The sequence below is a fragment of the Vibrio sp. QJM3NY_15 genome (genome assembly GCF_057785995.1).
Genome location: NZ_CM173517.1, coordinates 760,194 through 780,064, shown reverse-complemented (window position 1 = coordinate 780,064; position 19,871 = coordinate 760,194). Strand labels below are relative to the sequence as shown.

The following is a 19,871-nucleotide window of genomic DNA, read 5'->3' as shown; positions in this document are numbered from 1 at the left end:
TGGCCTTGAACTGCAGGTCTAATCATCTAGATGCTAAATGGTCTACTAACCAAATGAAGCCCAGATAACTGTTGCCACCAAGACTGGACACACGAACTTCACATACATTGGCCACACTTTACCAAACCAACCAAGCTGAAAGTCAGGGCAGCCATGTTCAAGCTCTTTCACTTTTGAAGCTCGACTCCATACCCAACCACCAAACACACAGAACATCAGAGCTGCGACCGGTTGAAGATACTGAGTCGCTATCATCGCAACCATACCAAACATCGCGGAAAAGTTGTAAACAATCACCACACTGAACAATGCGATGGCACCACCAATCACCCAGCTTGTTGGCGTTCGTCTTGTATTGAAACGCTCACTCACTAGTGCTACAGGTCCTTCCAGCATCGAAATTGAAGAAGTAAGAGCAGCAATCGTTAGCAACAAGAAGAAGACAATTGCGAAGATCTGACCAAGTACGCCTAAGCTATCAAACATCAAAGGCAGAACCGTAAATACCAGCGTGTCAGAGCTCAATAGTGAGCCGTCTTCAGCATAGATTTGTACGCCCTTTTGCATCGCGACAAACATTGCAGGCATAACCACTAAGCCAGCAATAAAAGCGACAGCGGTATCAACCAAGGTTACGTTCATCGCCATTTTTGGTAGGTTCTCTTTCTTGCTTAAGTAAGAACCATAAACCAACATAGAGCAGCCACCAATGGTTAGCGAGAAGAAGCCTTGTCCCATTGCCGCTAGAATCAGTTTTCTATCCAACACTTTCTCAAAGTCTGGCACCAAGTAATGTTTCAGCCCTTCCATCGCACCAGCTTGCGTCATGATGTAAACAAACAGTAAGCCAAACAAAATGAACAATGCCGGCATTAAGCGAGTCGACCACTTCTCGATACCTTGCTTAACACCACCCTGAACAATCAAGATAGTCAGCACATAGAATGCGACCGTACCAAATACATTGCGCTCAACACTGAAGCCTTTAAACCAATCAGCAACAGCTTCTAGACCGACAAGATCAGCGACTGCACCAATTAGGAAGCAAATCAACCAACCGCCGACAATACTATAAAATGCTAACACGGCACTTGGGACACTTAAGCCAATCCAACCGACAAATTCACCGACTTTCTTACCTAACGGATTTGTCGTCAACGAGCGCATACTATCGACAGGGTTCGCTTGACCATGACGGCCAATCGCCATCTCAACCACCATCATCGGGAAAGCAACCACGAAAATCATGATTAGGTAAACAAGCAGAAAAGCGCCACCGCCGTTACTGGCAACTTGAGTTGGGAAACCCCAAATATTACCTAAGCCAACAGCTGCACCCGCCGCTGCTAAAATAAAACCCAAACGAGAGCTAAAGTGCTCTCTTGAAGAGGAAGATTGTTGGTCCATATTGCCCGCATCAAAAATCAGTGAACTAGTTGAGAAGTACAGTAATCAAAAGCAATGATAGGCACAACTAATAAATGAACAATTAGCTTATTTTTACAATCTATTTAGTATTTAAGACCAAGTTATTAACAATTACCCAGACTAACTGACCACATAAAATCAAGACAACGATTGATCCGACTACTGAGAGGTATTCCTAAGTTAATTGTTAGCTTATTTAACCCATAAAAAAGAGCACCAATAGGTGCTCTTCTAACGAATCTGAAACTCAGGCTAGATAGTAAATACTTGGTAGTCTTTTAGGTTCGGAATAATTTTATGCAGCTCTTGCTCTTGCTCTGCCATCTCATCTAGAGAATCACAGAACTCATTCGCTTCCTCTTGTACTTGTTGAGAGTGTTCTTTCATTCGCTCTTCAACTTTAAGCTTTAATTCAGCCATGCTATCAGCCATTTCGGTCAGATTTAGTCCGCCGTCTTGCTTCATTTTTTCTGACATCGCATTAAAGGCACTTGAGATAAACTCTTGGTTAAAGATCTCCTTAGCCTTTTCGAAATCTTCAGACCAACCATTCGCCATCGAATCGAAACTATTAGCCGGTAGGACTAACTCGCCATCTTTATAATAACGAGCCTCTAATTCAGCAAAGTACGTTTTCATTGATTCTTTTACATTATCAAACGACTCTGGAGAATCTAGGCTGGCAGCGATGTCATCAATAACATCATTCGCCAAGGCTAAGCTGTCATTCGCCATTTGTTTTGCGCGTGGTAAATACTCATTCATGCTGTCGCGGTATTTTTCAATTGCCGCTTGTTGGTCGGCATCAAGTGCGACCTTTTCACCATGAATATAAAGATCGTTGTTGCCATCAAGAATAGCTGTATCACCATTTACTTGATGGATTTCGACTTTCTGCTCGTCAATTCGTAGTTCATTTTTCAAATCAACTCGACACTGAGCTGCAAAAGTTGGCAGGCTCACAACAGCGGTAGCCACTGTTAATGATGCAATTAATACGCTTTTTTTCATAACACCCTCTCATCAATCTGCCCAACGACTATACCGCTAGTTTATGCTTCTTTGTCAGAAAAACGTTTATATTTATAAGCCTGTCATTCAGTCAATCGATACTACTTCATAGCAAAACTGTTTATCAGCGACCCTAAACTCAATTTCATCACCGACTTCTTTGCCCATTAGAGCCTGACCAAATGGTGCATTCGCCGTCACAATGGCAATCTCATTGTCGTTCCATGTAACAGAAAGCCCCCCGACTCTTGGCCCTAGGAAAAAGTGCTTATGTTCATCATGTTCGTCAATGACCACAACATAGCTGCTGACGGTAATTCTTTCACTGTCTCGTAATACGAGGTTTCGGTAACACTGGATGTCATCTTCACACTCTTGAACCCGCATCGCTTGTCCATGGGCAAGGTACGAGGCTTCTAACGCCAAGGTATCGTACTTGTGCTCTGGCACGGTCTCTTCATCGGTGGCAGCATCAATAGCTCGCTGAGTCGCAGATTGTGCGATGCTTAACCGTGATTCGAGTTGCTCTAAAATTATTTGTCGAAGCTCAGACTTATTCATACTTTTGGAGTGCTTTTCTATAGGAGCTACAGAATAGAATTAGGTACAATCAGGTGCAAGACATTTGATTCATCAAGCGACGCGATCATAGACAGGCGAACGCTTTAGCATCAATACGACACTTAACAACTCAGGTAGAACACAAATGATTGAGCAGAAGCTAAAACAAGTATTCGGATTCGATTCACTGCGTAATGGGCAAAAGCAAGTCATTGATAATGTTCTATCCGGTCACTCTACCGCGGCTATCTTCCCGACGGGCTCAGGTAAATCGCTGTGCTACCAGTTACCCGCGTTAGAACTTCCTCATTTAACCTTGGTTATTTCTCCACTGTTAGCCTTAATGAAAGACCAGTTGAGCTTCTTACACAGTAAAGGGATCAGCGCCGCTGCAATAGAATCTAGTCAAGACAGACAGACCACTCAGCAGGTGATGCAGTCTGTGCGTAACGGAGATACCAAGATCCTGATGATCTCCGTCGAACGTTTGAAGAACGAACGCTTTCGTCAGTTTATCTCCCAAGTGCCTATCTCGTTACTTGTGGTCGATGAAGCGCACTGTATTTCTGAGTGGGGACACAACTTTAGACCCGATTATCTCAAGTTGCCTCAATACCAGAAGCAACTGAATATCCCGCAGGTATTACTACTCACAGCAACTGCAACCACCTCAGTTATCCAAGACATGAAGTCTAAGTTTGATATCAATGAGGAACGCGTTGTTGTTACGGGTTTCTATCGTCAAAATCTCGATCTGTCGATTCAGCCTTGTGAACAAGCTAGTAAGCTAGAGACGCTGTGCTCTGTCGCCAATCAAGCGCCTCAAGCTCCAACCATCGTTTATGTGACCCTTCAGCAAACAGCAGAGATGGTGGCTCAACAACTACGCAATGCTGGAATCAACGCAGTCGCTTACCATGCGGGGCTTAAACCAGAAAATAGAGATGCCATTCAACATCAATTCATGAATGATGACGTGCATTGTATTGTAGCGACTATTGCTTTCGGGATGGGCGTCGACAAATCAAACATTCGCCGTGTGATTCACTTCGACTTACCCAAATCGATAGAAAACTACTCGCAAGAAATCGGCAGAGCAGGCCGAGATGGTCAGCCTTCAGCATGTATTCTTCTCGCCAACAAATATGGACTCAGTACGCTAGAGAACTTCGTATTTGGTGATACGCCAGACAACATCTCGATCCAAGCTGTCTTGAAAGAGATCTACGAAAACCAAAACATTGGGGCTTCTGGTACAAACCAATGGGAGATCATGCTCAACCAACTATCGCGTGAATCTAACATTCGTCAACTTCCGCTAAAAACACTGTTGGTTTATCTAGAAATTGAAGGTGTGATTGAGCCTAAGTACAGCTACTTCGCTGACTACAAATTTAAATTCATTCGCCCTAAGCAGCAGATCACCGAGCAATTTCAAAGTGAACGTCGCCATTTTGTAGAAGCGATTTTCCAATGTTCTCCTCAAGCCAGAGTTTGGTGCCAAGTCGATTTTGATGCGCTTTGGACTCACTTCCAAGCCGATCGTCAGCGTGTGATTGCGGCTATCGATTACTTCAATGAACAAGGCTGGATTGAGTTGGAAAGTAAGCAGATCACCGATGTTTACGCGATCAACAATACATCTGAAGATATGATGCAATTGTCAGAACGTTTAACTGAGTTGTTTAAAGCAAAAGAGAACAGTGAGATAAACCGTCTTAACCAAATGCTGAGTTTCTTTGAAGCTGATACCTGCTTAAGTTCACGCCTTGCGAGTTACTTCGCCGATGATAAAGCACCCAAAAACTGTGGTCACTGCTCAGTATGCCGAGGTGAAATTGCCAAACTACCAAGCGTGAAAGCTGAAACTATAGATGAAGAGATCGTCCTCGCTTGGATTCAAGAATTCATCGCCAACAGCCAACAACTGATTACCGATGAAGCCATTACTCGCTTTTTATGCGGAATCGCGACACCGCTTTCTACCAAATTAAAAGCCAGTAAAATGTCGGGGTACGGAAAGTTAGAGCAACAACCGTTCAGTGAAACCCTAGCATTGGTAAAACGATTACCAAGATAAGAAGATTAAAAGACGCTGCTCGTGCTAATAAGTCAGCTAGGTTTGAATAAACCTAGCTGATGAAAATTAAAAGAAACTCAGCTGCTTCACTTGTTCTTTGGGTTGTAACATCACACTCAAACCGAGCAGACGTATCTCTCGCCCTTGTTGTCTTTTTAAGATCTCACTCAATAGTTCTTTGAAGTGTTCTCGATCCAATGAAGCATGTATGTGTTCTATGGTCGTTTGCTGGAAATCGGCAAACTTGAGCTTAATGCCCTGCTTGATGATCGCTTTACTTGGGCTGGCTTTTTCTAAGCGAGTTTCAAGCTCAGGAAAGAGCTTATCTTCAATCACCTGCCAGCACTCAGCATAAGTCGAAATATTTTGAGTAAACGTGCGCTCAACGCCTACGGATTTACGCTCGCGTTCTATGATGACTTCTCTTTCATCGATACCATGGCTTCGCTTCCACAACGATGCACCTTGTCGACCAAACTTCAGAAGCAAGTCTCGATAGTCTGCCCCTTTGATGTCCTTGCATGTAAAGAATCCCGCTAGATGGAGCTTTTCAATGCTGACCTTGCCAACGCCTGGGATTTTCTCCAGTGGTAAATCATCAATAACAGCTTGTACATCTTGTGGAGGGATAACAAATTGCCCATTGGGCTTATTCATATCCGAAGCCACTTTAGCCAAGAATTTTATCGGAGCGACACCCGCTGAAGCCGTAAGGTTTAACTCGTTCCAAATATCACGGCGAATTGACTCGGCAATCAATGTCGCAGAACCGTGACACAATGTTGATTCAGTCACGTCGAGAAACGCTTCATCCAGAGAAAGAGGTTCAATCAATGTTGTGTATCGAGAAAAAATTTCGCGGATCTTTTTGGATATCTCAACATAAACCTGCATTCTTCCTGGAACTACTAATAAGTTAGGACAAAGCTGTAGCGCTTTCCCCGTTGGCATCGCAGAACGGATACCAAACTTGCGAGCTTCATAATTACAGGTACTCAAGACACCCCGTTGTTTTTCATGCCCACCAACCGCAAGTGGTCGATTTCGGTAAGCCGGGTTATCGCGCATTTCTACAGCTGCGTAAAAACAATCCATATCGACATGGATTATTTTTCTGATTTTATCTTGGCCTGCACTGCACATTTAGGAATAACTCAACCTTACAACTGTATCTATGAACAGTATAATCAATTATTCCTCGATTTAAAATGATCTCGTGTCCAGCTCAAGAGGTTTCACTTCAACAGCAGTCCACTCTTCTGATAGTATTGTAAGGAGTATTTAGTCGATAAGTAGGGATAGCTTTTGAGTGAAAAAATACTAGTGGTGGAGGACAGTCGAGCATTCCGAAACTATCTATACCAGCAATTAAAAAACAGTGGCTATGAAGTCGCACTCGCAGAATCAATTGAGGAAGCGAAAGCGATCTTAGAGCAAGAGACGGATTTCTTGTGTGCTGTATTAGATTACTGCCTACCCGATGGTCAAGATGGTGAAATCATTGATTTGGTACTCGGCTACCAACAAAAAATCATTGTACTAACCGGTATGTTCAACAACACACTTCGAGAACAGGTTCTCGCCAAAGGTGTGCTTGATTACATCCTTAAAGACAGTATGTCATCGGTCAGTTACTTACTTCCTCTGGTTAATCGAATCTCGAATAACCGACACCATAAAGCCTTGGTTGTTGATGATTCAGCTGTAGTTCGTCGATATGTCGTCCAACTCCTCGAACATCAATATATTCAAACGATTCAAGCGAAAGATGGCGAACAAGCACTAGAGCTTCTCAGCAAGGATCCTGATATCACGTTTGTCGTTACCGATCATGACATGCCGAAAAAAGATGGTATTTCGATGACCCGTGACATTCGAGTAAACCACGACCGTAACCAACTCGCTATTCTTGGTCTATCAGGTAGCGACGATCGTACTATGACCGCGCGCTTCCTTAAAGCGGGCGCTAACGACTTCCTCTATAAGCCATTTAACCAAGAAGAATTTTTCTGCCGTATTCACCAGCTTCTCGATATGAAGGAAGCGACCAATGAACTGTTTCGTCATGCCAATGAAGATGCTCTCACGGGGTTATGGAACCGTCGCTATTTGTTCAATCAACCATGTAAAGGCTGTGAAGAACGAAATATCGCGATGATGGATATCGACTTCTTTAAGAAAGTGAATGATACCTTCGGCCATGATGGTGGCGATGCTGTACTGGTTGCGGTGGGCGGCATCATTAAGGATCACTTCAACGATGATGTAGCCGTTCGTTTCGGTGGTGAAGAGTTTTGTATTCAGTCGTGTGGGTCGTTTGAAAGCTTCGTTGATAACCTAGAATCGATGAGAGTGGCAATAGAAGAGCATGAAGTGATTCATGAATCACAAAGTATTAAAGTCAGCATCAGCATTGGTGTCACTGATTTAGACGGCAAGTTAGATGAACAAATCAAAGCAGCCGACGAACTGCTTTACACGGCCAAGGAACAAGGTAGAAACCAGCTAGTATGCACTCGCAATAAGAGTTCATAGGTAGTTAACTATATAGATATAACAGCCAAACCCTTTATAAGCAGGCTTATAGGCTATTCACTTTAAGCGTTTAAGTCTATAGAAACAAAAAGAGCTCAAGACAATGCCTTGAGCTCTTTGCGTTTAGAGAGCTAGATGACCGATTAGTTAAAGACTAATTTAGGAAAACTAGCATCAACCGTTATCACCGATTAAGCGATACGATCCTTGCTCCAAGCCGCTTCTTTTTCTTGACGCTCAGCCAGTTTCTCAACGCGGTAAGCTTCACGTGCTTCGCGCTTTTTACGCGCATCACAAGGTTCTGGGCAATTACAGACTTTGTCGATACCAACAGCACCTAAACCACCACAGCTACCTTTCACAACTTTCTTTTGGACAATATAGCCAATCGACATTGCTGTGATCACGGCAAGAAAAACACCAAATGTAATCAGAAATGTATTCATAATTCTCTCGCTTACCTTATTTACCTAAGTATGGCTTAAATGCTTCTGAAGCAATTTCTTTAAAGCCATCTGCTGTTTTAACCACCATAAACGCTGGGATGTTATGCTGGTTAGCGATTTCCATTCCTCTTACTTCACCTAAGACCATAAGGCCAGTAGATAAGCCGTCTGCAGTCATTGAAGACGGGTTTAAAACAGTCACTGAAACCACTTTGTGATGAAGAGGTTTACCTGTTTCTGGGTTGATGATGTGTGAGTAACGAACACCATCACGCTCGAAATAGTTGCGATAGTCACCAGAGGTTGCAATCGCCATATCACCTGGTTCGATGATCTCTTGAATAGTACGCTCTTCTACACTTGGTTTCTCAATCGCTATGCGCCAACCCACATTGTCACGGTTTAGACCTTTCAAGCGAATTTCACCACCAATTTCAACCATGTAGTTGTGAATGCCAATTGAATCAAGGTAGTCAGCTACAACGTCAACACCCCAACCTTTTGCAATTGTCGAAAGATCGACATACAGGTTCGGCAGATCCTTAGTCAGTTTGTTGCCTTCAATGCTTAGGTGATGGATACCCACCTTCGCTTTACGAGCAGCCAGCTCTTCGTCTGTTGGAACAACTTCTGGGCGTGCTTCTGGGCCAAAACCCCATAAGTTAACTAAAGGACCAACGGTAACATCCAACGCACCTTCAGTAAGACCGTTCAAACGAATCGCTTCTTTCACTACAATCGCAGTTTGCTCAGAAACTTCAAATGCGTCTGCACCTTTGTGTTGATTAAAACGGCTTAATTCTGAGTCTTCACGGTAAGTCGACATCTGATCGTTTACTTCTTCAAGTAAGCGATCAATCTCGGTGTGAATCTCTTTAGACTCAGGGAACTCATCACCATTGATGTATTTAATATTGTAGCTAGTACCCATCGTTGGGCCACTTAAATGCACTTGCTCAATCGGCTTTTCACAGCCAGCAAGAAAAATCAAAGAAGTTAATGCAACAAGCCAAATTCTCACTTGCTTACTCCTGTCTAATGTTGAGGATTTATATAAGGAAAAATAAGAGTAAATATAGGTCTTAAAAATACCTTACTCTTTCTTATATAAGCCAGTATGTTGTCAAAACGAGCTTTAGAAAAACAAATGGCTGACTCGTAGGAGTCAGCCATAATATCAATCACTTAAATGGATTAACCACCGAAGTCATCTAGTAGGATGTTTTCATCTTCTACACCAAGATCTTTCAGCATGCCGATAACAGCCGCGTTCATCATTGGTGGACCACACATGTAGTACTCACAGTCTTCAGGAGCTTCGTGATCCTTCAGGTAGTTTTCGTACAATACGTTGTGGATGAAACCAGTGTAACCGTCCCAGTTGTCCTCAGGTTGAGGATCAGACAGAGCACAATGCCACACGAAGTTTTCGTTTGCAGCCGCTAGGCCGTCGAAATCTTCAATGTAGAACATTTCACGCTTAGAACGTGCACCGTACCAGTAAGACATCTTACGAGTAGAGTTAAGACGCTTAAGTTGGTCGAAGATATGTGAACGCATTGGCGCCATACCTGCACCACCACCGATGAATACCATTTCATTGTCTGTGTCTTTAGCAAAGAACTCACCAAATGGACCAGAAATAGTACATTTGTCGCCTTCTTTAAGAGACCAGATGTATGAAGACATCACACCAGGAGCTACGTCAGGATTGTTTGGCGGCGGAGTTGCGATACGCACGTTAAGCTTGATTATGCCTTTCTCTTCTGGGTATGAAGCCATAGAGTAAGCACGGATCGAATGCTCTTTAACGATAGACTCGTAACGGAACAAGTTGAACTTATCCCAGTCACCACGGTATTCCTCAGGAATATCGTAATCTGCGTATTTCACGTGATGTGGTTCAGCTTCAATCTGAATGTAACCACCCGCGCGGAACGGAACTTCTTCACCTTCAGGGATAGCTAGAGCAAGTTCTTTGATGAAAGTAGCTTCGTTATCGTTAGAGATAACAGTACATTCCCACTTTTTAACACCAAAGATATCTTCGTCTAGTTCAATCTCCATGTCAGTTTTCATAGCAACTTGACATGCAAGACGTTCGCCTTCGCGAGCTTCACCTTTTGTGATGTGATCAAGTTCAGTCGGAAGGATGTCGCCACCACCAGACTTAACTTTTACACGACACTGACCACAAGAGCCACCGCCGCCACAAGCAGAAGATACGAAGATACCAGCGCCAGCTAGGGCACCAAGTAGCTTGCTACCAGGTTGAGTAACGATCGCCTTTTCAGGGTCGCCGTTTACAGCAATAGTGATGTCACCTGATGGTACTAGCTTAGATTTAGCGAAAAGAATCACTAGTACTAGAGCCAATACAATAATGGTAAACATCGCTACGCCAAGAATAATGCTTTGCATTTGTTATTCCTTATTACTGGGTGCTTACCCTACAGTTGAACACCAGAGAAAGACATAAAGCCTAACGCCATCAGACCAACAGTAATGAACGTGATACCAAGGCCACGAAGACCTGGAGGTACGTCAGAGTACTTCATCTTCTCACGGATACCCGCAAGAGCAACGATAGCTAACATCCAACCCACACCAGAACCGAAGCCGTAAACAACAGATTCAGCAAAGTTGTAGTCACGCGTTACCATGAAAGATACACCACCAAAGATTGCACAGTTAACTGTGATCAGTGGAAGGAAGATACCTAGTGCGTTGTACAAAGGTGGGAAGAAACGGTCTAGAACCATCTCTAGGATTTGTACAAGTGCAGCGATAACACCGATGAATGCGATGAAGTTAAGGAAACTTAAATCGACACCGGCAACAAGTGCATTTTCTTTTAGGATGTGTGTGTAAACAAGGTTGTTTACAGGAACAGCGATTGTAAGTACTACAACTACCGCAACACCAAGACCAAAAGAAGTTTTAACTTTCTTAGAAACCGCTAGGAATGTACACATACCTAGGAAGAAAGAAAGCGCCATGTTTTCGATGAAAATCGATTTAACTAGCAGACTAATATAATGTTCCATGACTACCTTACCCCTTCGCTTCTACTTGTTCTGGTTTGAACACACGAATTGCCCAAATCAAGAAACCAATTAGGAAGAATGCAGAAGGTGCTAGAAGCATCAAGCCGTTTGGCTGATACCAACCACCGTTGCTCACTAGAGGTAGTACTTCCATACCAAATAGTTTGCCAGAGCCTAAAAGCTCACGGAAGAAACCAACAGTGATAAGAACGAAACCGTAACCAAGACCGTTACCAAGACCATCGATTAGAGATGGGATTGGCGCAGACTTCATTGCGAATGCTTCAGCACGACCCATTACAATACAGTTAGTAATGATTAGGCCAACGAATACAGATAGCTGCTTAGAGATATCGTATAGGTATGCTTTAAGCACTTGGTCTACCACGATTACTAATGATGCGATAATTGCCATCTGAACGATGATACGCACACTGTTAGGAATGTGGTTACGGATCAAAGAAACGAAGAAGTTAGACAGAGCAGTAACGAACATTACTGCGATAGTCATAACAAATGCTGTTTCTAGCTTAGTGGTTACCGCAAGAGCAGAACACACACCAAGAACCTGTAGCGCGATTGGGTTGTTATCCAACACAGGCGCTAAGATGCTCTTTTTAATTTCTTTTGCACTAGACATTAGTTCAGACCTCCGTCACGAACTTTTGCTAGGAACGGACCAAAGCCCATATCACCTAACCAGAAGTCAAATGTATGTTGAACACCAACGCTAGTCAGTGTTGCACCAGAAAGGCCATCTACACCGTGCTCAGAACCTTGAGGAGCGCCACCTTTAACAACCTGGATAGCAGGTTTGTGGTTTTCGTCGAATAATTTCTTACCAACGAATTGAGCGCGCCAAGTTGGGTTCTCAACTTCACCACCAAGTCCAGGAGTTTCACCTTGCTCGTAGTAAGTGATACCAGAAACTGTGTTGCCATCAGTTTCTACCGCAACGAATGCGTACATCATTGACCAAAGGCCGTTACCGTGAACAGGGATGATAACTTTAGAAGTCTCAGCGCCATCTTTCACTAGGTATACAGTACCCGTGTTAGCACGACGAATGATCTTAGCGATGTCATCTTCAGCTGAAAGCTTGATTGACTGAGCTGGATCTTTTGCCGCTTTACGTTGGTCGTATGCAGCAGCATCGCCGTCAACGAAATCGCCAGTAGCGAAATCAACTAGACGAGGTTCAATGTTCTCTGCGTACAGTGCTGGAATATTACCCGCAAGTTCAATGCCCGCAACTTCAAGGATCTTAGTTTGCTGATCCAGAACTGCGTTAGCTTGTTGCTTAGGTTTAAGAACAACTGCAGCTGTTGAAACGATGATTGAGCACACTAGGCTCAATGCGATAACAACAAACAGCGTCTTTTTAATGCTATCGTTATTACTTGCCATAGCGCGCTAGTCTCCGCTTAATGTTCTTCTCGATTACAACGTGGTCAAACAGAGGAGCAAATAGGTTTGCGAATAGAATCGCAAGCATCATGCCTTCTGGGTATGCAGGGTTAACTACACGAATCATTACACACATTGCGCCGATTAGGATGCCGTACCACCACTTACCTTTATTGGTAAATGAAGCTGATACTGGGTCTGTCGCCATGAAGAACATACCGAATGCGAAGCCACCTAGAACTAGGTGCCAGTGCCAAGGCATACTGAACATTGCGTTAGTATCAGAACCGATCACGTTGAACAGCGTAGACACAGCAATCATACCGATCATTACACCCGCAATGATGCGCCATGAAGCAATGCCCATGTAAACAATCATTGCTGCACCAATCATAAGTGCAAGCGTTGAAACTTCACCGATAGAACCTGGAATGTTACCAATGAATGCGTCCATCCAAGTGATTGCTTCACCCGATGTTACGTTCATTAGTGCACTACCGCCGCCTTGAGCCCATTGGCTAAGAGCAGTTGCACCAGAGAAGCCATCTGCAGCGGTCCAAACTACGTCACCTGAAATCTGTGCAGGGTATGCAAAGAATAGGAACGCACGACCAGCAAGCGCAGGGTTCAAGAAGTTACGACCCGTACCACCGAAGATCTCTTTAGCTACAACAACACCAAAGGTAATACCTAGTGCTGCTTGCCATAGAGGAAGCGTTGGCGGAACGATAAGCGCAAATAAGATAGAAGTAACAAAGAAACCTTCGTTTACTTCGTGCTTACGCACCATACAGAACAGTACTTCCCAGAAACCACCAACGATAAATACCGTTGCGTAGATAGGTAAGAAGTAAGTCGCACCCAAGAGCATCTTACTACCCCAACCTGCATCGGCCCCTAAGGAGGCTCCAAGCATTTCGGTTAGCCAGTAGTGCCAGTTACCATCAATGATAGAAACTAGTTCTGCACCTGAATACATGTGGTTTAGTGCTGCGATAGCCTGACCACCTGCGTTGTACATACCCCAGAACATTGCTGGGAATACCGCAAGCCAAACCATGATCATGATGCGTTTTAAATCAACGCTATCACGGACATGCGAGCTTTTCTTTGTAACAGTACCTGGTGTGTAGAAAAGTGTTGCTGCTGCTTCGTAAAGCGCAAACCACGTTTCGTGTTTACCACCTGGTTCAAAATGATGCTCGATGTCTTCAATAAACTTTTTAAGGCCCATGAAAATTACCCTTCCTTCACAATTGTATCTAGGCATTCACGAAGTAACTGACCGTACTCGTACTTACCAGGACATACAAAGGTACACAGTGCTAAATCTTCTTCATCTAGCTCTAGCGCACCAAGTGCTTGTGCACTATCAACGTCGCCAGCGCATAGATCGCGAAGCAGCAAAGTAGGCTCCATATCTAATGGCATTACTTTCTCGTAGTTACCAATTGGAACCATAGAGCGATCACTACCGTTTGTCGTCGTTGTCATGTTGAACAACTGACCTTTAAACACGTGACCAAGGAATGAACGAGTAACAGAGAACTTGTTCTTACCAGGCATAGCCCAGCCGAATAGCTCTTTATCACGACCTTCACGAAGAACCGAAACTTGTTGATGGTAACGGCCAAGGTAAGCATGTGGACCTGAAGCGTGAACACCAGATAGCACTGAACCTGAGATCAGGCGAACTTCACCTGGCATCAACTCGCTGTCCGTCAACTCTTCAAGGCTAGCACCAATTTGAGTACGAACTAGACGAGGGTTGTTCACCACTGGACCAGCCAGAGAAACAACACGCTCAGAGTAAATCTCACCAGTAAGGAAAAGCTTACCGAATGCGATCACGTCTTGGTAGTTAATGCTCCACGCTACATTTTGTGCATTTACCGGGTATAGGTAATGCATATGCGTGCCTGCAAGACCTGCAGGGTGTGGGCCATCAAAAACATGTTCTTCAACGTTAGACTGAGCTGAACGAGGTAAGCTAGTACCTTTTTTACAAACGTACACTTTACCGTTAGTCAGAATTGAAAGAAGATCTAAACCAGCAACGAAAGCATCAGACTGCTCGTTAATGATTAATTCTGGCTCAGCTGCTAGCGGATTAGTATCCATAGCAGTTACGAAAATAGCCTGAGTTTCAGAATCAATGGCTGGAACCTTGCTGAACGGACGAGTTCGCAAAGCGGTCCATGCGCCAGACTCAACTAACTGAGCTTTAACCGTTTCACGGTCAAGGCCTACTAGTTGGTTAGCTTCATAGCTATTGAACGTGATTTGCTCATTGCCTGCTACTTCAATCACTACTGATTGAAGAACACGCTTAGCACCACGGTTCACTTCAATAACTTTACCGCTTGCTGGAGAAGTAAATACAACACCTGGGTTCTTTTTATCTGCAAAAAGAACTTGGCCTTTCTTCACTTCATCACCAACGCGAGCATGCATCGTAGGACGCATACCAACGTACTCTTCGCCAAGCAAGGCGACTTTAGTGATGGACTTACCATCATTAATCACCTGGGATGGAGTTCCTGCGATAGGAAGATCCAAACCCTTCTTTATTGTAATCATACGCACTTGCACTACTTTATCGGGAAAAAGATTCTTTTAATTGCGTAAATTCAGGACGTTTTATTCCGCCCTTAGACACGACATTACAGTGTCCGGTTTCGGTAGATTTGAGATACCAAAATCGCAACATTATCTTAATAAATTCATCACACTAATTATGTGAGATTTATCAGGTGCCGTATTCTAGCATTTTTTGACAACTTGATGCCATGACCAATAACTTGAATACGGCCTTTATTTGGTGAGATTTGAAGCATATGGACTCTCAAATATGTATAAATTTGACGAGCCGCACAGATAAAATGGCTTTTGAATCGTGTTTTAAACAAGAGATTAATACTCTGTCACAAACTATTATTTTACGAGTTATGTTGAAACACTGTTAATAAAAACATTACTCATTGTAGGTATTTTTGATAGCTCAATTTGACATCAATCTGAGTGATATAAAACCTAAAAACACATAGTTTTGATGACAAAAGAGGCGGCATAACCACCTCTCTTTATATGTATTGAATCTATTACTTTCCACCGCCCATACACATAGGGCTGTCTGGCACGTTATCTAACTGCTTCATCCATTCATCTTTTGTATAGGTATGAATGGATAGCGCGTGAATATTATTCGCCAGTTCTTCTGAAAGTGCTTTATTTACCGCTCGGTGACGAGCAATAAGACGCAAACCTTCAAACACATCGCTGACAACAATCACTTTAAAATGACTCTCAGAACCAGCCGGAACATTGTGCATATAGCTCTCATTCACCACGTTTAAATGACTTGGTGAAAACTCATTGTGCAATTTTGTTTCGATAACTTCTTGGATCATTGTGATTCCTTAATAGCGTATTGGCATTATCTGTCGCTCCAGTATAAACCCTAACTAAGCGACTGTCTGAGTATTTCATCGCTGACTCAAGGGGTTTAGTCGAGTTTTTTATATCTTGTTCAGTCTGCATTTGAGACAATATCTTTGTTATTTCTTACATAAGTATCTCAAGCAATGAAAACTGAACTTACCCTTCACGATAGAACTTTAACCCTAAATCGTTTCCCCAACCGTTCAAATGAAACCCTTCAAGCTTGGGATGCCGGCGACGAATACCTGATTAGCCATGTTGAAGAGATGAATCTTGAACCTGGTAAACACATCCTGATAATGAACGACAGTTTTGGCGCCCTATCCGCTTGGTTCTCGAAAGACCATGATGTGACCATGATGAGTGACTCTTTCATTTCTCATCGCGGAACGCTAAAAAACTTACAGCGCAATCAGAGCAACCGTGTGAACTTTTTAAACACGATGGATGATATCCCACACGGTATCGACCTTGTGATCATGCAATTGCCAAAAACCAACCGCCACCTAATATGGCAATTGAGTCAATTACGCCAAGCATTGCCTGAAGGCTGCCAAGTAATTGGTGTGAATAAAGTAAAAGAGATCCACACTTCAACACTGAACCTGTTTGAAAAGTATCTGGGCGAAACCAAAACCTCTCTAGCTAAGAAAAAGCATCGCCTTGTGTTCTCTTCTCCAAACTGCCAGCCGATTCAAACAGTAGAACCTTATGTTGAATGGGATGTGGACGGTGAAGATATTCGCTTGAAAAATTTACCAAATGTTTACTCAGGCGAGTCACTCGATCAAGGCGCTCGTTATATGTTGGAACACATTCCACAAGATCCAGAATTGCGTCACATAATTGATTTGGGTTGTGGTAATGGTGTACTGAGTGTGAAAGCTGGTCAGTTAAACCCACAAGCTCGTATTACCTGTGTAGACGAAAGCTTCATGGCAGTGGAGTCTGCACGCCAGAATGTAAAAGACAACCTTGGCGAAGAAGGGAACTTCCAGTTCATCGCAAACAACTGTTTAGATGGCTTTAAGAAAAACAGCACCTACTTAGTTATGTGTAATCCTCCGTTCCACCAACAGCAAGCGATCACGGATCACATTGCGTGGCAAATGTTCTGTGATGCAAAGCATGTTCTTAGTAACGGGGGCAAATTAATTGTTATTGGTAACCGACACCTCGGATACGATGTCAAACTAGCAAGATTATTTGGTGAAGCAAATGTCGAAACGCTTGAATTGAACCAAAAATTTGAGATATTACAGGCAACAAGAGAGCCTGCAAATTTTAATAAATAGGCAGTAGACTGCTTCATAAGAATTTAAAATACCGAGCTTCTGGTGTGAATTTAGAAAGGATAAAGGAATGAAAAAACTGATTTTGGCTGCTTCTATCATGGCTCTGACTGCCTGTTCAGCCCCTCAGCAAGAACAGATCAACGTAATGCCAGAAGCTTCACTAAGCTCAAGCAATATCGTTCAAAACAAAACATACACACTAACGAGCAAAGATGTTCGTGCCGCTCAGTATGTTGCTTTGGTTGATAGTGGCCGTTCAAATATCCAGCCGATTCACGCTAAACAAAACATGCGTATTTCTCTAGAGGACGCATTAGCAAAACAACTGGACTCTCAAGGTTTCCGTGCAAGCGTAAACAGTGAAAACTCAATTGTTTTAGAGATTCAAGAAGCGCTTGTTACCGTAGAACACACCATTATGGAAAACAAAATGGACGGTAAAGTAACACTTGAAGTAACGGCTGAAACACCTGAAGGTAAGCTCGTTAAAACATTCAACGGTACGGCAACTCGTACTGGTGCATTAAGCGCTTCAAACGACGATATCTCAATGGTTCTTAACGATGTGATCAATTTGGTTCTTACTGAGATTGCTAACGACGCTGAACTGCAAAACTACATGAAGGAACGTTTCTAATGAGCCGTATTTTGACTTCTATTGCATTAATGCTGGTTAGCGTGAGCGTTTGGGCTGGCCCTAAAGTGAACGTAGAGACGACATTAGGCGACTTCACTATCGAGCTAAACCAAGAGCAAGCACCGATTAGTGTTGATAACTTCCTTAAATATGTTGCCGACGGTAGCTATGAAGGCACTATCTTCCACCGTGTTATTCCTGGCTTTATGGCGCAAGGCGGCGGCTTCGATCAAGACATGAATCAACAAGCGACTTATGCCCCTATCAAAAATGAAGGCAGTAACGGTCTAAAGAATGATGCAGCAACGATTGCAATGGCTCGCACTAACGCGCCAGACTCAGCAACTCGTCAGTTCTTTATCAACTTTTCTGATAACGATTTCTTGAATGCAAAAGGTGGCAACCCTGGCTACGCTGTTTTCGGCACGGTGACTGAAGGTTTCGATGTCGTACAAAAGATGGCAACCATTCCGACTAAGCGAATGGGTCGTATGTCAGATATCCCAGCTGACCCAATCATCATCAACAAAGTAACACTTCTTAAGTAATCTCATACAGCGCCCTTAACCTCTTAAGGGCGTTTTTCTATACAAGGACGCCCCATGTCATCTGGCACTCCCTCTCTTTCTTGGATGCAGACCTTCCGTAGCTACCTAGATAAACGTCTACTTTGGGTGTTTATGCTGGGTTGTTCGAGTGGCTTTCCTTGGGTTCTTATCGGCTCTAACATGTCGGGCTGGCTAAAAGATGCTGGTTTAACTCGTGCTGCGATTGGTTATTTCGGTAGTGTATTCGCTGTCTATGCCATTAATTTTCTTTGGGCACCATTGGTAGACCGAGTCAAACTGCCAATCCTACATGCAATATTAGGTCAACGACGCAGTTGGATATTCCTGTGCCAAAGCTTTGTATTGGTCTGCACACTCTTCATCGCTGGTGTAAACCCAGCCAATGACTTGATGTTCACCTCTATGCTTGCTCTCGGGATTGCGATCGCCTCTTCAACCCAAGATGTCGCTATCGATGCCTTCCGTATTGATTCATTTCCAAAATCAGAATCATCAAAGTTACCACAAGCATCCGCAATGGCCGTGATGGGATGGTGGACAGGCTATTCTCTTCCGGGTTACCTCGCCTTTATCAACGCTGATACGATAGGTTGGAATGGCGTGTATTACGGCATGGCTGGTGTTGTCATTATTCTAATGCTATTCACTTTATTTGTTGGGGAACCAACAACACAACGAGAAGCGCTACAAAAAGAAGCACAGCAGCGCCATAATAAGGTTGTGGGTTCTAAAGTTGTGGCCTGGCTAAGCGTTACAGTGCTAGAGCCTTTCTACGATTTCTTTAAGAGAAACGGTGTTCAAGTTGCAATTACCCTGCTGTTGTTCGTCTTTCTGTTTAAGATAGGTGAAGCCTTCTTAGGCAGAATGTCGATTCCCTTCTATAAAGAGATCGGCTTTAGCAATGAACAAATCGGCCACTACTCCAAGTTAATTGGTTGGGGTGCAACAATATTCTTCACCTTGTTAGGCAGTGTCTTCAATGTGAAATTTGGTATTGTACGCGGGCTGATGATCGGCGGTGTGGCAATGGCGGCCAGCAACCTCATGTTTGCATGGATTGCGCAAGTAGGACCAAATGAGCACTTATTTTTGGCAACCATTATTGTCGATAACTTCACAACCGCCTTTTCGACAGTGGCATTTGTCTCTTTCTTAACGCTACTAACAGGGCAAGCTTTCTCTGCAACGCAATATGCTCTATTAGCATCCTTAGGTAATTTTGGTCGAACGACGTTGGCATCTTTCAGCGGTGAATTGGTCGACTTCCTCAATGACTGGTCAACCTTCTTTATACTGACATCATTAATGGTGATACCGAGTTTGATCATGCTCTATTCGTTACGCCACTTTTTCACTGATTTGTTAGAAAAAGCTAAACAGAACCACGAATAAGAGAAAAAGCAAACGAAAGAAA

19 protein-coding genes are annotated in these 19,871 nt (G+C 43.4%); 6 read left to right on the top strand and 13 right to left on the bottom strand.

Translation table 11 applies throughout. The features are described from left to right. Nucleotides 1-45: 45 nt before the first annotated feature. The 3 genes from AC3CKG_RS03360 to AC3CKG_RS03350 form a co-directional block, all read right to left on the bottom strand. Complete coding sequence (locus AC3CKG_RS03360) at nucleotides 46-1,407, bottom strand: sodium-dependent transporter (protein ID WP_488528814.1); 1,362 nt, start codon at nucleotides 1,405-1,407, stop codon at nucleotides 46-48. Nucleotides 1,408-1,680: 273 nt separating this feature from the next. Next, complete coding sequence (locus AC3CKG_RS03355; protein ID WP_017104439.1) at nucleotides 1,681-2,439, bottom strand: YggN family protein; 759 nt, start codon at nucleotides 2,437-2,439, stop codon at nucleotides 1,681-1,683. A gap of 87 nt (nucleotides 2,440-2,526) precedes the next feature. After that, the gene (locus AC3CKG_RS03350; protein WP_192854238.1) at nucleotides 2,527-3,000 is read right to left on the bottom strand and encodes a GreA/GreB family elongation factor; all 474 of its coding nucleotides are present in this window, start codon (nucleotides 2,998-3,000) and stop codon (nucleotides 2,527-2,529) included. A 145-nt stretch (nucleotides 3,001-3,145) separates the two neighbouring features. Between AC3CKG_RS03350 and AC3CKG_RS03345 the strand changes: the two genes are divergently transcribed. Further along, complete coding sequence (locus AC3CKG_RS03345; RefSeq protein ID WP_488528813.1) at nucleotides 3,146-5,080, top strand: RecQ family ATP-dependent DNA helicase; 1,935 nt, start codon at nucleotides 3,146-3,148, stop codon at nucleotides 5,078-5,080. Between the two features lie 66 nt (nucleotides 5,081-5,146). Here AC3CKG_RS03345 and dinB read toward each other — a convergent pair whose 3' ends face one another. Further along, nucleotides 5,147-6,223: a DNA polymerase IV gene (dinB, locus tag AC3CKG_RS03340; RefSeq protein WP_488528812.1), complete on the bottom strand. Its 1,077-nt coding sequence runs from the start codon at nucleotides 6,221-6,223 to the stop codon at nucleotides 5,147-5,149. Between the two features lie 162 nt (nucleotides 6,224-6,385). On the opposite strand from dinB, the gene AC3CKG_RS03335 reads away from it, so the two are divergent. After that, nucleotides 6,386-7,615 (top strand): GGDEF domain-containing response regulator, encoded by a 1,230-nt coding sequence (locus AC3CKG_RS03335; protein ID WP_102267167.1) that lies wholly within the window; start codon nucleotides 6,386-6,388, stop codon nucleotides 7,613-7,615. Nucleotides 7,616-7,806: 191 nt separating this feature from the next. Here AC3CKG_RS03335 and nqrM read toward each other — a convergent pair whose 3' ends face one another. The 9 genes from nqrM to bolA all read right to left on the bottom strand — a co-directional run bounded on the left by nqrM (nucleotide 7,807) and on the right by bolA (nucleotide 15,925). Further along, complete coding sequence (nqrM, locus tag AC3CKG_RS03330; protein WP_017104444.1) at nucleotides 7,807-8,061, bottom strand: (Na+)-NQR maturation NqrM; 255 nt, start codon at nucleotides 8,059-8,061, stop codon at nucleotides 7,807-7,809. A 16-nt stretch (nucleotides 8,062-8,077) separates the two neighbouring features. After that, on the bottom strand, nucleotides 8,078-9,082 hold the full coding sequence (locus AC3CKG_RS03325; RefSeq protein ID WP_017104445.1) for an FAD:protein FMN transferase: 1,005 nt from the start codon (nucleotides 9,080-9,082) through the stop codon (nucleotides 8,078-8,080). Between the two features lie 173 nt (nucleotides 9,083-9,255). Then, nucleotides 9,256-10,482, bottom strand: coding sequence for an NADH:ubiquinone reductase (Na(+)-transporting) subunit F (gene nqrF / locus AC3CKG_RS03320; protein WP_009848376.1), 1,227 nt, complete (start codon nucleotides 10,480-10,482; stop codon nucleotides 9,256-9,258). A gap of 29 nt (nucleotides 10,483-10,511) precedes the next feature. Further along, nucleotides 10,512-11,108 carry an NADH:ubiquinone reductase (Na(+)-transporting) subunit E gene (gene nqrE, locus AC3CKG_RS03315; protein ID WP_004735211.1) on the bottom strand — a complete coding sequence of 199 codons (597 nt, stop codon included), beginning with the start codon at nucleotides 11,106-11,108 and terminating at the stop codon, nucleotides 10,512-10,514. A 7-nt stretch (nucleotides 11,109-11,115) separates the two neighbouring features. Continuing rightward, nucleotides 11,116-11,748: an NADH:ubiquinone reductase (Na(+)-transporting) subunit D gene (locus AC3CKG_RS03310; protein WP_008223083.1), complete on the bottom strand. Its 633-nt coding sequence runs from the start codon at nucleotides 11,746-11,748 to the stop codon at nucleotides 11,116-11,118. Then, on the bottom strand, nucleotides 11,748-12,515 hold the full coding sequence (locus tag AC3CKG_RS03305) for a Na(+)-translocating NADH-quinone reductase subunit C (RefSeq protein WP_004735209.1): 768 nt from the start codon (nucleotides 12,513-12,515) through the stop codon (nucleotides 11,748-11,750). Before AC3CKG_RS03305 ends, AC3CKG_RS03310 begins: the two co-directional genes overlap by 1 nt. Continuing rightward, on the bottom strand, nucleotides 12,505-13,749 hold the full coding sequence (locus AC3CKG_RS03300; protein WP_017110204.1) for an NADH:ubiquinone reductase (Na(+)-transporting) subunit B: 1,245 nt from the start codon (nucleotides 13,747-13,749) through the stop codon (nucleotides 12,505-12,507). Before AC3CKG_RS03300 ends, AC3CKG_RS03305 begins: the two co-directional genes overlap by 11 nt. Before the next feature lie 5 nt (nucleotides 13,750-13,754). Then, nucleotides 13,755-15,095 carry a Na(+)-translocating NADH-quinone reductase subunit A gene (locus AC3CKG_RS03295; RefSeq protein WP_017110205.1) on the bottom strand — a complete coding sequence of 447 codons (1,341 nt, stop codon included), beginning with the start codon at nucleotides 15,093-15,095 and terminating at the stop codon, nucleotides 13,755-13,757. A gap of 521 nt (nucleotides 15,096-15,616) precedes the next feature. Beyond that, on the bottom strand, nucleotides 15,617-15,925 hold the full coding sequence (gene bolA, locus AC3CKG_RS03290) for a transcriptional regulator BolA (protein ID WP_017064186.1): 309 nt from the start codon (nucleotides 15,923-15,925) through the stop codon (nucleotides 15,617-15,619). A gap of 174 nt (nucleotides 15,926-16,099) precedes the next feature. Here bolA and AC3CKG_RS03285 point away from each other — a divergent pair, with 174 nt between their 5' ends. The 4 genes from AC3CKG_RS03285 to AC3CKG_RS03270 all read left to right on the top strand — a co-directional run bounded on the left by AC3CKG_RS03285 (nucleotide 16,100) and on the right by AC3CKG_RS03270 (nucleotide 19,849). Further along, nucleotides 16,100-17,251, top strand: coding sequence for a methyltransferase (locus tag AC3CKG_RS03285; protein ID WP_017104450.1), 1,152 nt, complete (start codon nucleotides 16,100-16,102; stop codon nucleotides 17,249-17,251). 67 nt (nucleotides 17,252-17,318) lie between these two features. Beyond that, a complete protein-coding gene (locus tag AC3CKG_RS03280) occupies nucleotides 17,319-17,888 on the top strand; it encodes a YajG family lipoprotein (protein WP_017110209.1) in 570 nt (189 codons plus the stop codon). After that, on the top strand, nucleotides 17,888-18,436 hold the full coding sequence (locus AC3CKG_RS03275) for a peptidylprolyl isomerase (RefSeq protein WP_017110210.1): 549 nt from the start codon (nucleotides 17,888-17,890) through the stop codon (nucleotides 18,434-18,436). Before AC3CKG_RS03280 ends, AC3CKG_RS03275 begins: the two co-directional genes overlap by 1 nt. Nucleotides 18,437-18,490: 54 nt before the next feature. After that, the gene (locus AC3CKG_RS03270) at nucleotides 18,491-19,849 is read left to right on the top strand and encodes an AmpG family muropeptide MFS transporter (RefSeq protein ID WP_017110211.1); all 1,359 of its coding nucleotides are present in this window, start codon (nucleotides 18,491-18,493) and stop codon (nucleotides 19,847-19,849) included. Nucleotides 19,850-19,871 lie beyond the last annotated feature (22 nt).

Bases quoted from the DNA above. Each gene is read 5' to 3' on its own strand.
- AC3CKG_RS03360 (WP_488528814.1), bottom strand. From the start codon at position 1,407: ATGGACCAACAATCTTCCTCTTCAAGAGAGCACTTTAGCTCTCGTTTG.
- AC3CKG_RS03355 (WP_017104439.1), bottom strand. From the start codon at position 2,439: ATGAAAAAAAGCGTATTAATTGCATCATTAACAGTGGCTACCGCTGTT.
- AC3CKG_RS03350 (WP_192854238.1), bottom strand. From the start codon at position 3,000: ATGAATAAGTCTGAGCTTCGACAAATAATTTTAGAGCAACTCGAATCA.
- AC3CKG_RS03345 (WP_488528813.1), top strand. From the start codon at position 3,146: ATGATTGAGCAGAAGCTAAAACAAGTATTCGGATTCGATTCACTGCGT.
- dinB (WP_488528812.1), bottom strand. From the start codon at position 6,223: ATGTGCAGTGCAGGCCAAGATAAAATCAGAAAAATAATCCATGTCGAT.
- nqrM (WP_017104444.1), bottom strand. From the start codon at position 8,061: ATGAATACATTTCTGATTACATTTGGTGTTTTTCTTGCCGTGATCACA.
- nqrF (WP_009848376.1), bottom strand. From the start codon at position 10,482: ATGCAAAGCATTATTCTTGGCGTAGCGATGTTTACCATTATTGTATTG.
- nqrE (WP_004735211.1), bottom strand. From the start codon at position 11,108: ATGGAACATTATATTAGTCTGCTAGTTAAATCGATTTTCATCGAAAAC.
- AC3CKG_RS03310 (WP_008223083.1), bottom strand. From the start codon at position 11,748: ATGTCTAGTGCAAAAGAAATTAAAAAGAGCATCTTAGCGCCTGTGTTG.
- AC3CKG_RS03305 (WP_004735209.1), bottom strand. From the start codon at position 12,515: ATGGCAAGTAATAACGATAGCATTAAAAAGACGCTGTTTGTTGTTATC.
- AC3CKG_RS03300 (WP_017110204.1), bottom strand. From the start codon at position 13,749: ATGGGCCTTAAAAAGTTTATTGAAGACATCGAGCATCATTTTGAACCA.
- AC3CKG_RS03295 (WP_017110205.1), bottom strand. From the start codon at position 15,095: ATGATTACAATAAAGAAGGGTTTGGATCTTCCTATCGCAGGAACTCCA.
- bolA (WP_017064186.1), bottom strand. From the start codon at position 15,925: ATGATCCAAGAAGTTATCGAAACAAAATTGCACAATGAGTTTTCACCA.
- AC3CKG_RS03285 (WP_017104450.1), top strand. From the start codon at position 16,100: ATGAAAACTGAACTTACCCTTCACGATAGAACTTTAACCCTAAATCGT.
- AC3CKG_RS03280 (WP_017110209.1), top strand. From the start codon at position 17,319: ATGAAAAAACTGATTTTGGCTGCTTCTATCATGGCTCTGACTGCCTGT.
- AC3CKG_RS03275 (WP_017110210.1), top strand. From the start codon at position 17,888: ATGAGCCGTATTTTGACTTCTATTGCATTAATGCTGGTTAGCGTGAGC.
- AC3CKG_RS03270 (WP_017110211.1), top strand. From the start codon at position 18,491: ATGTCATCTGGCACTCCCTCTCTTTCTTGGATGCAGACCTTCCGTAGC.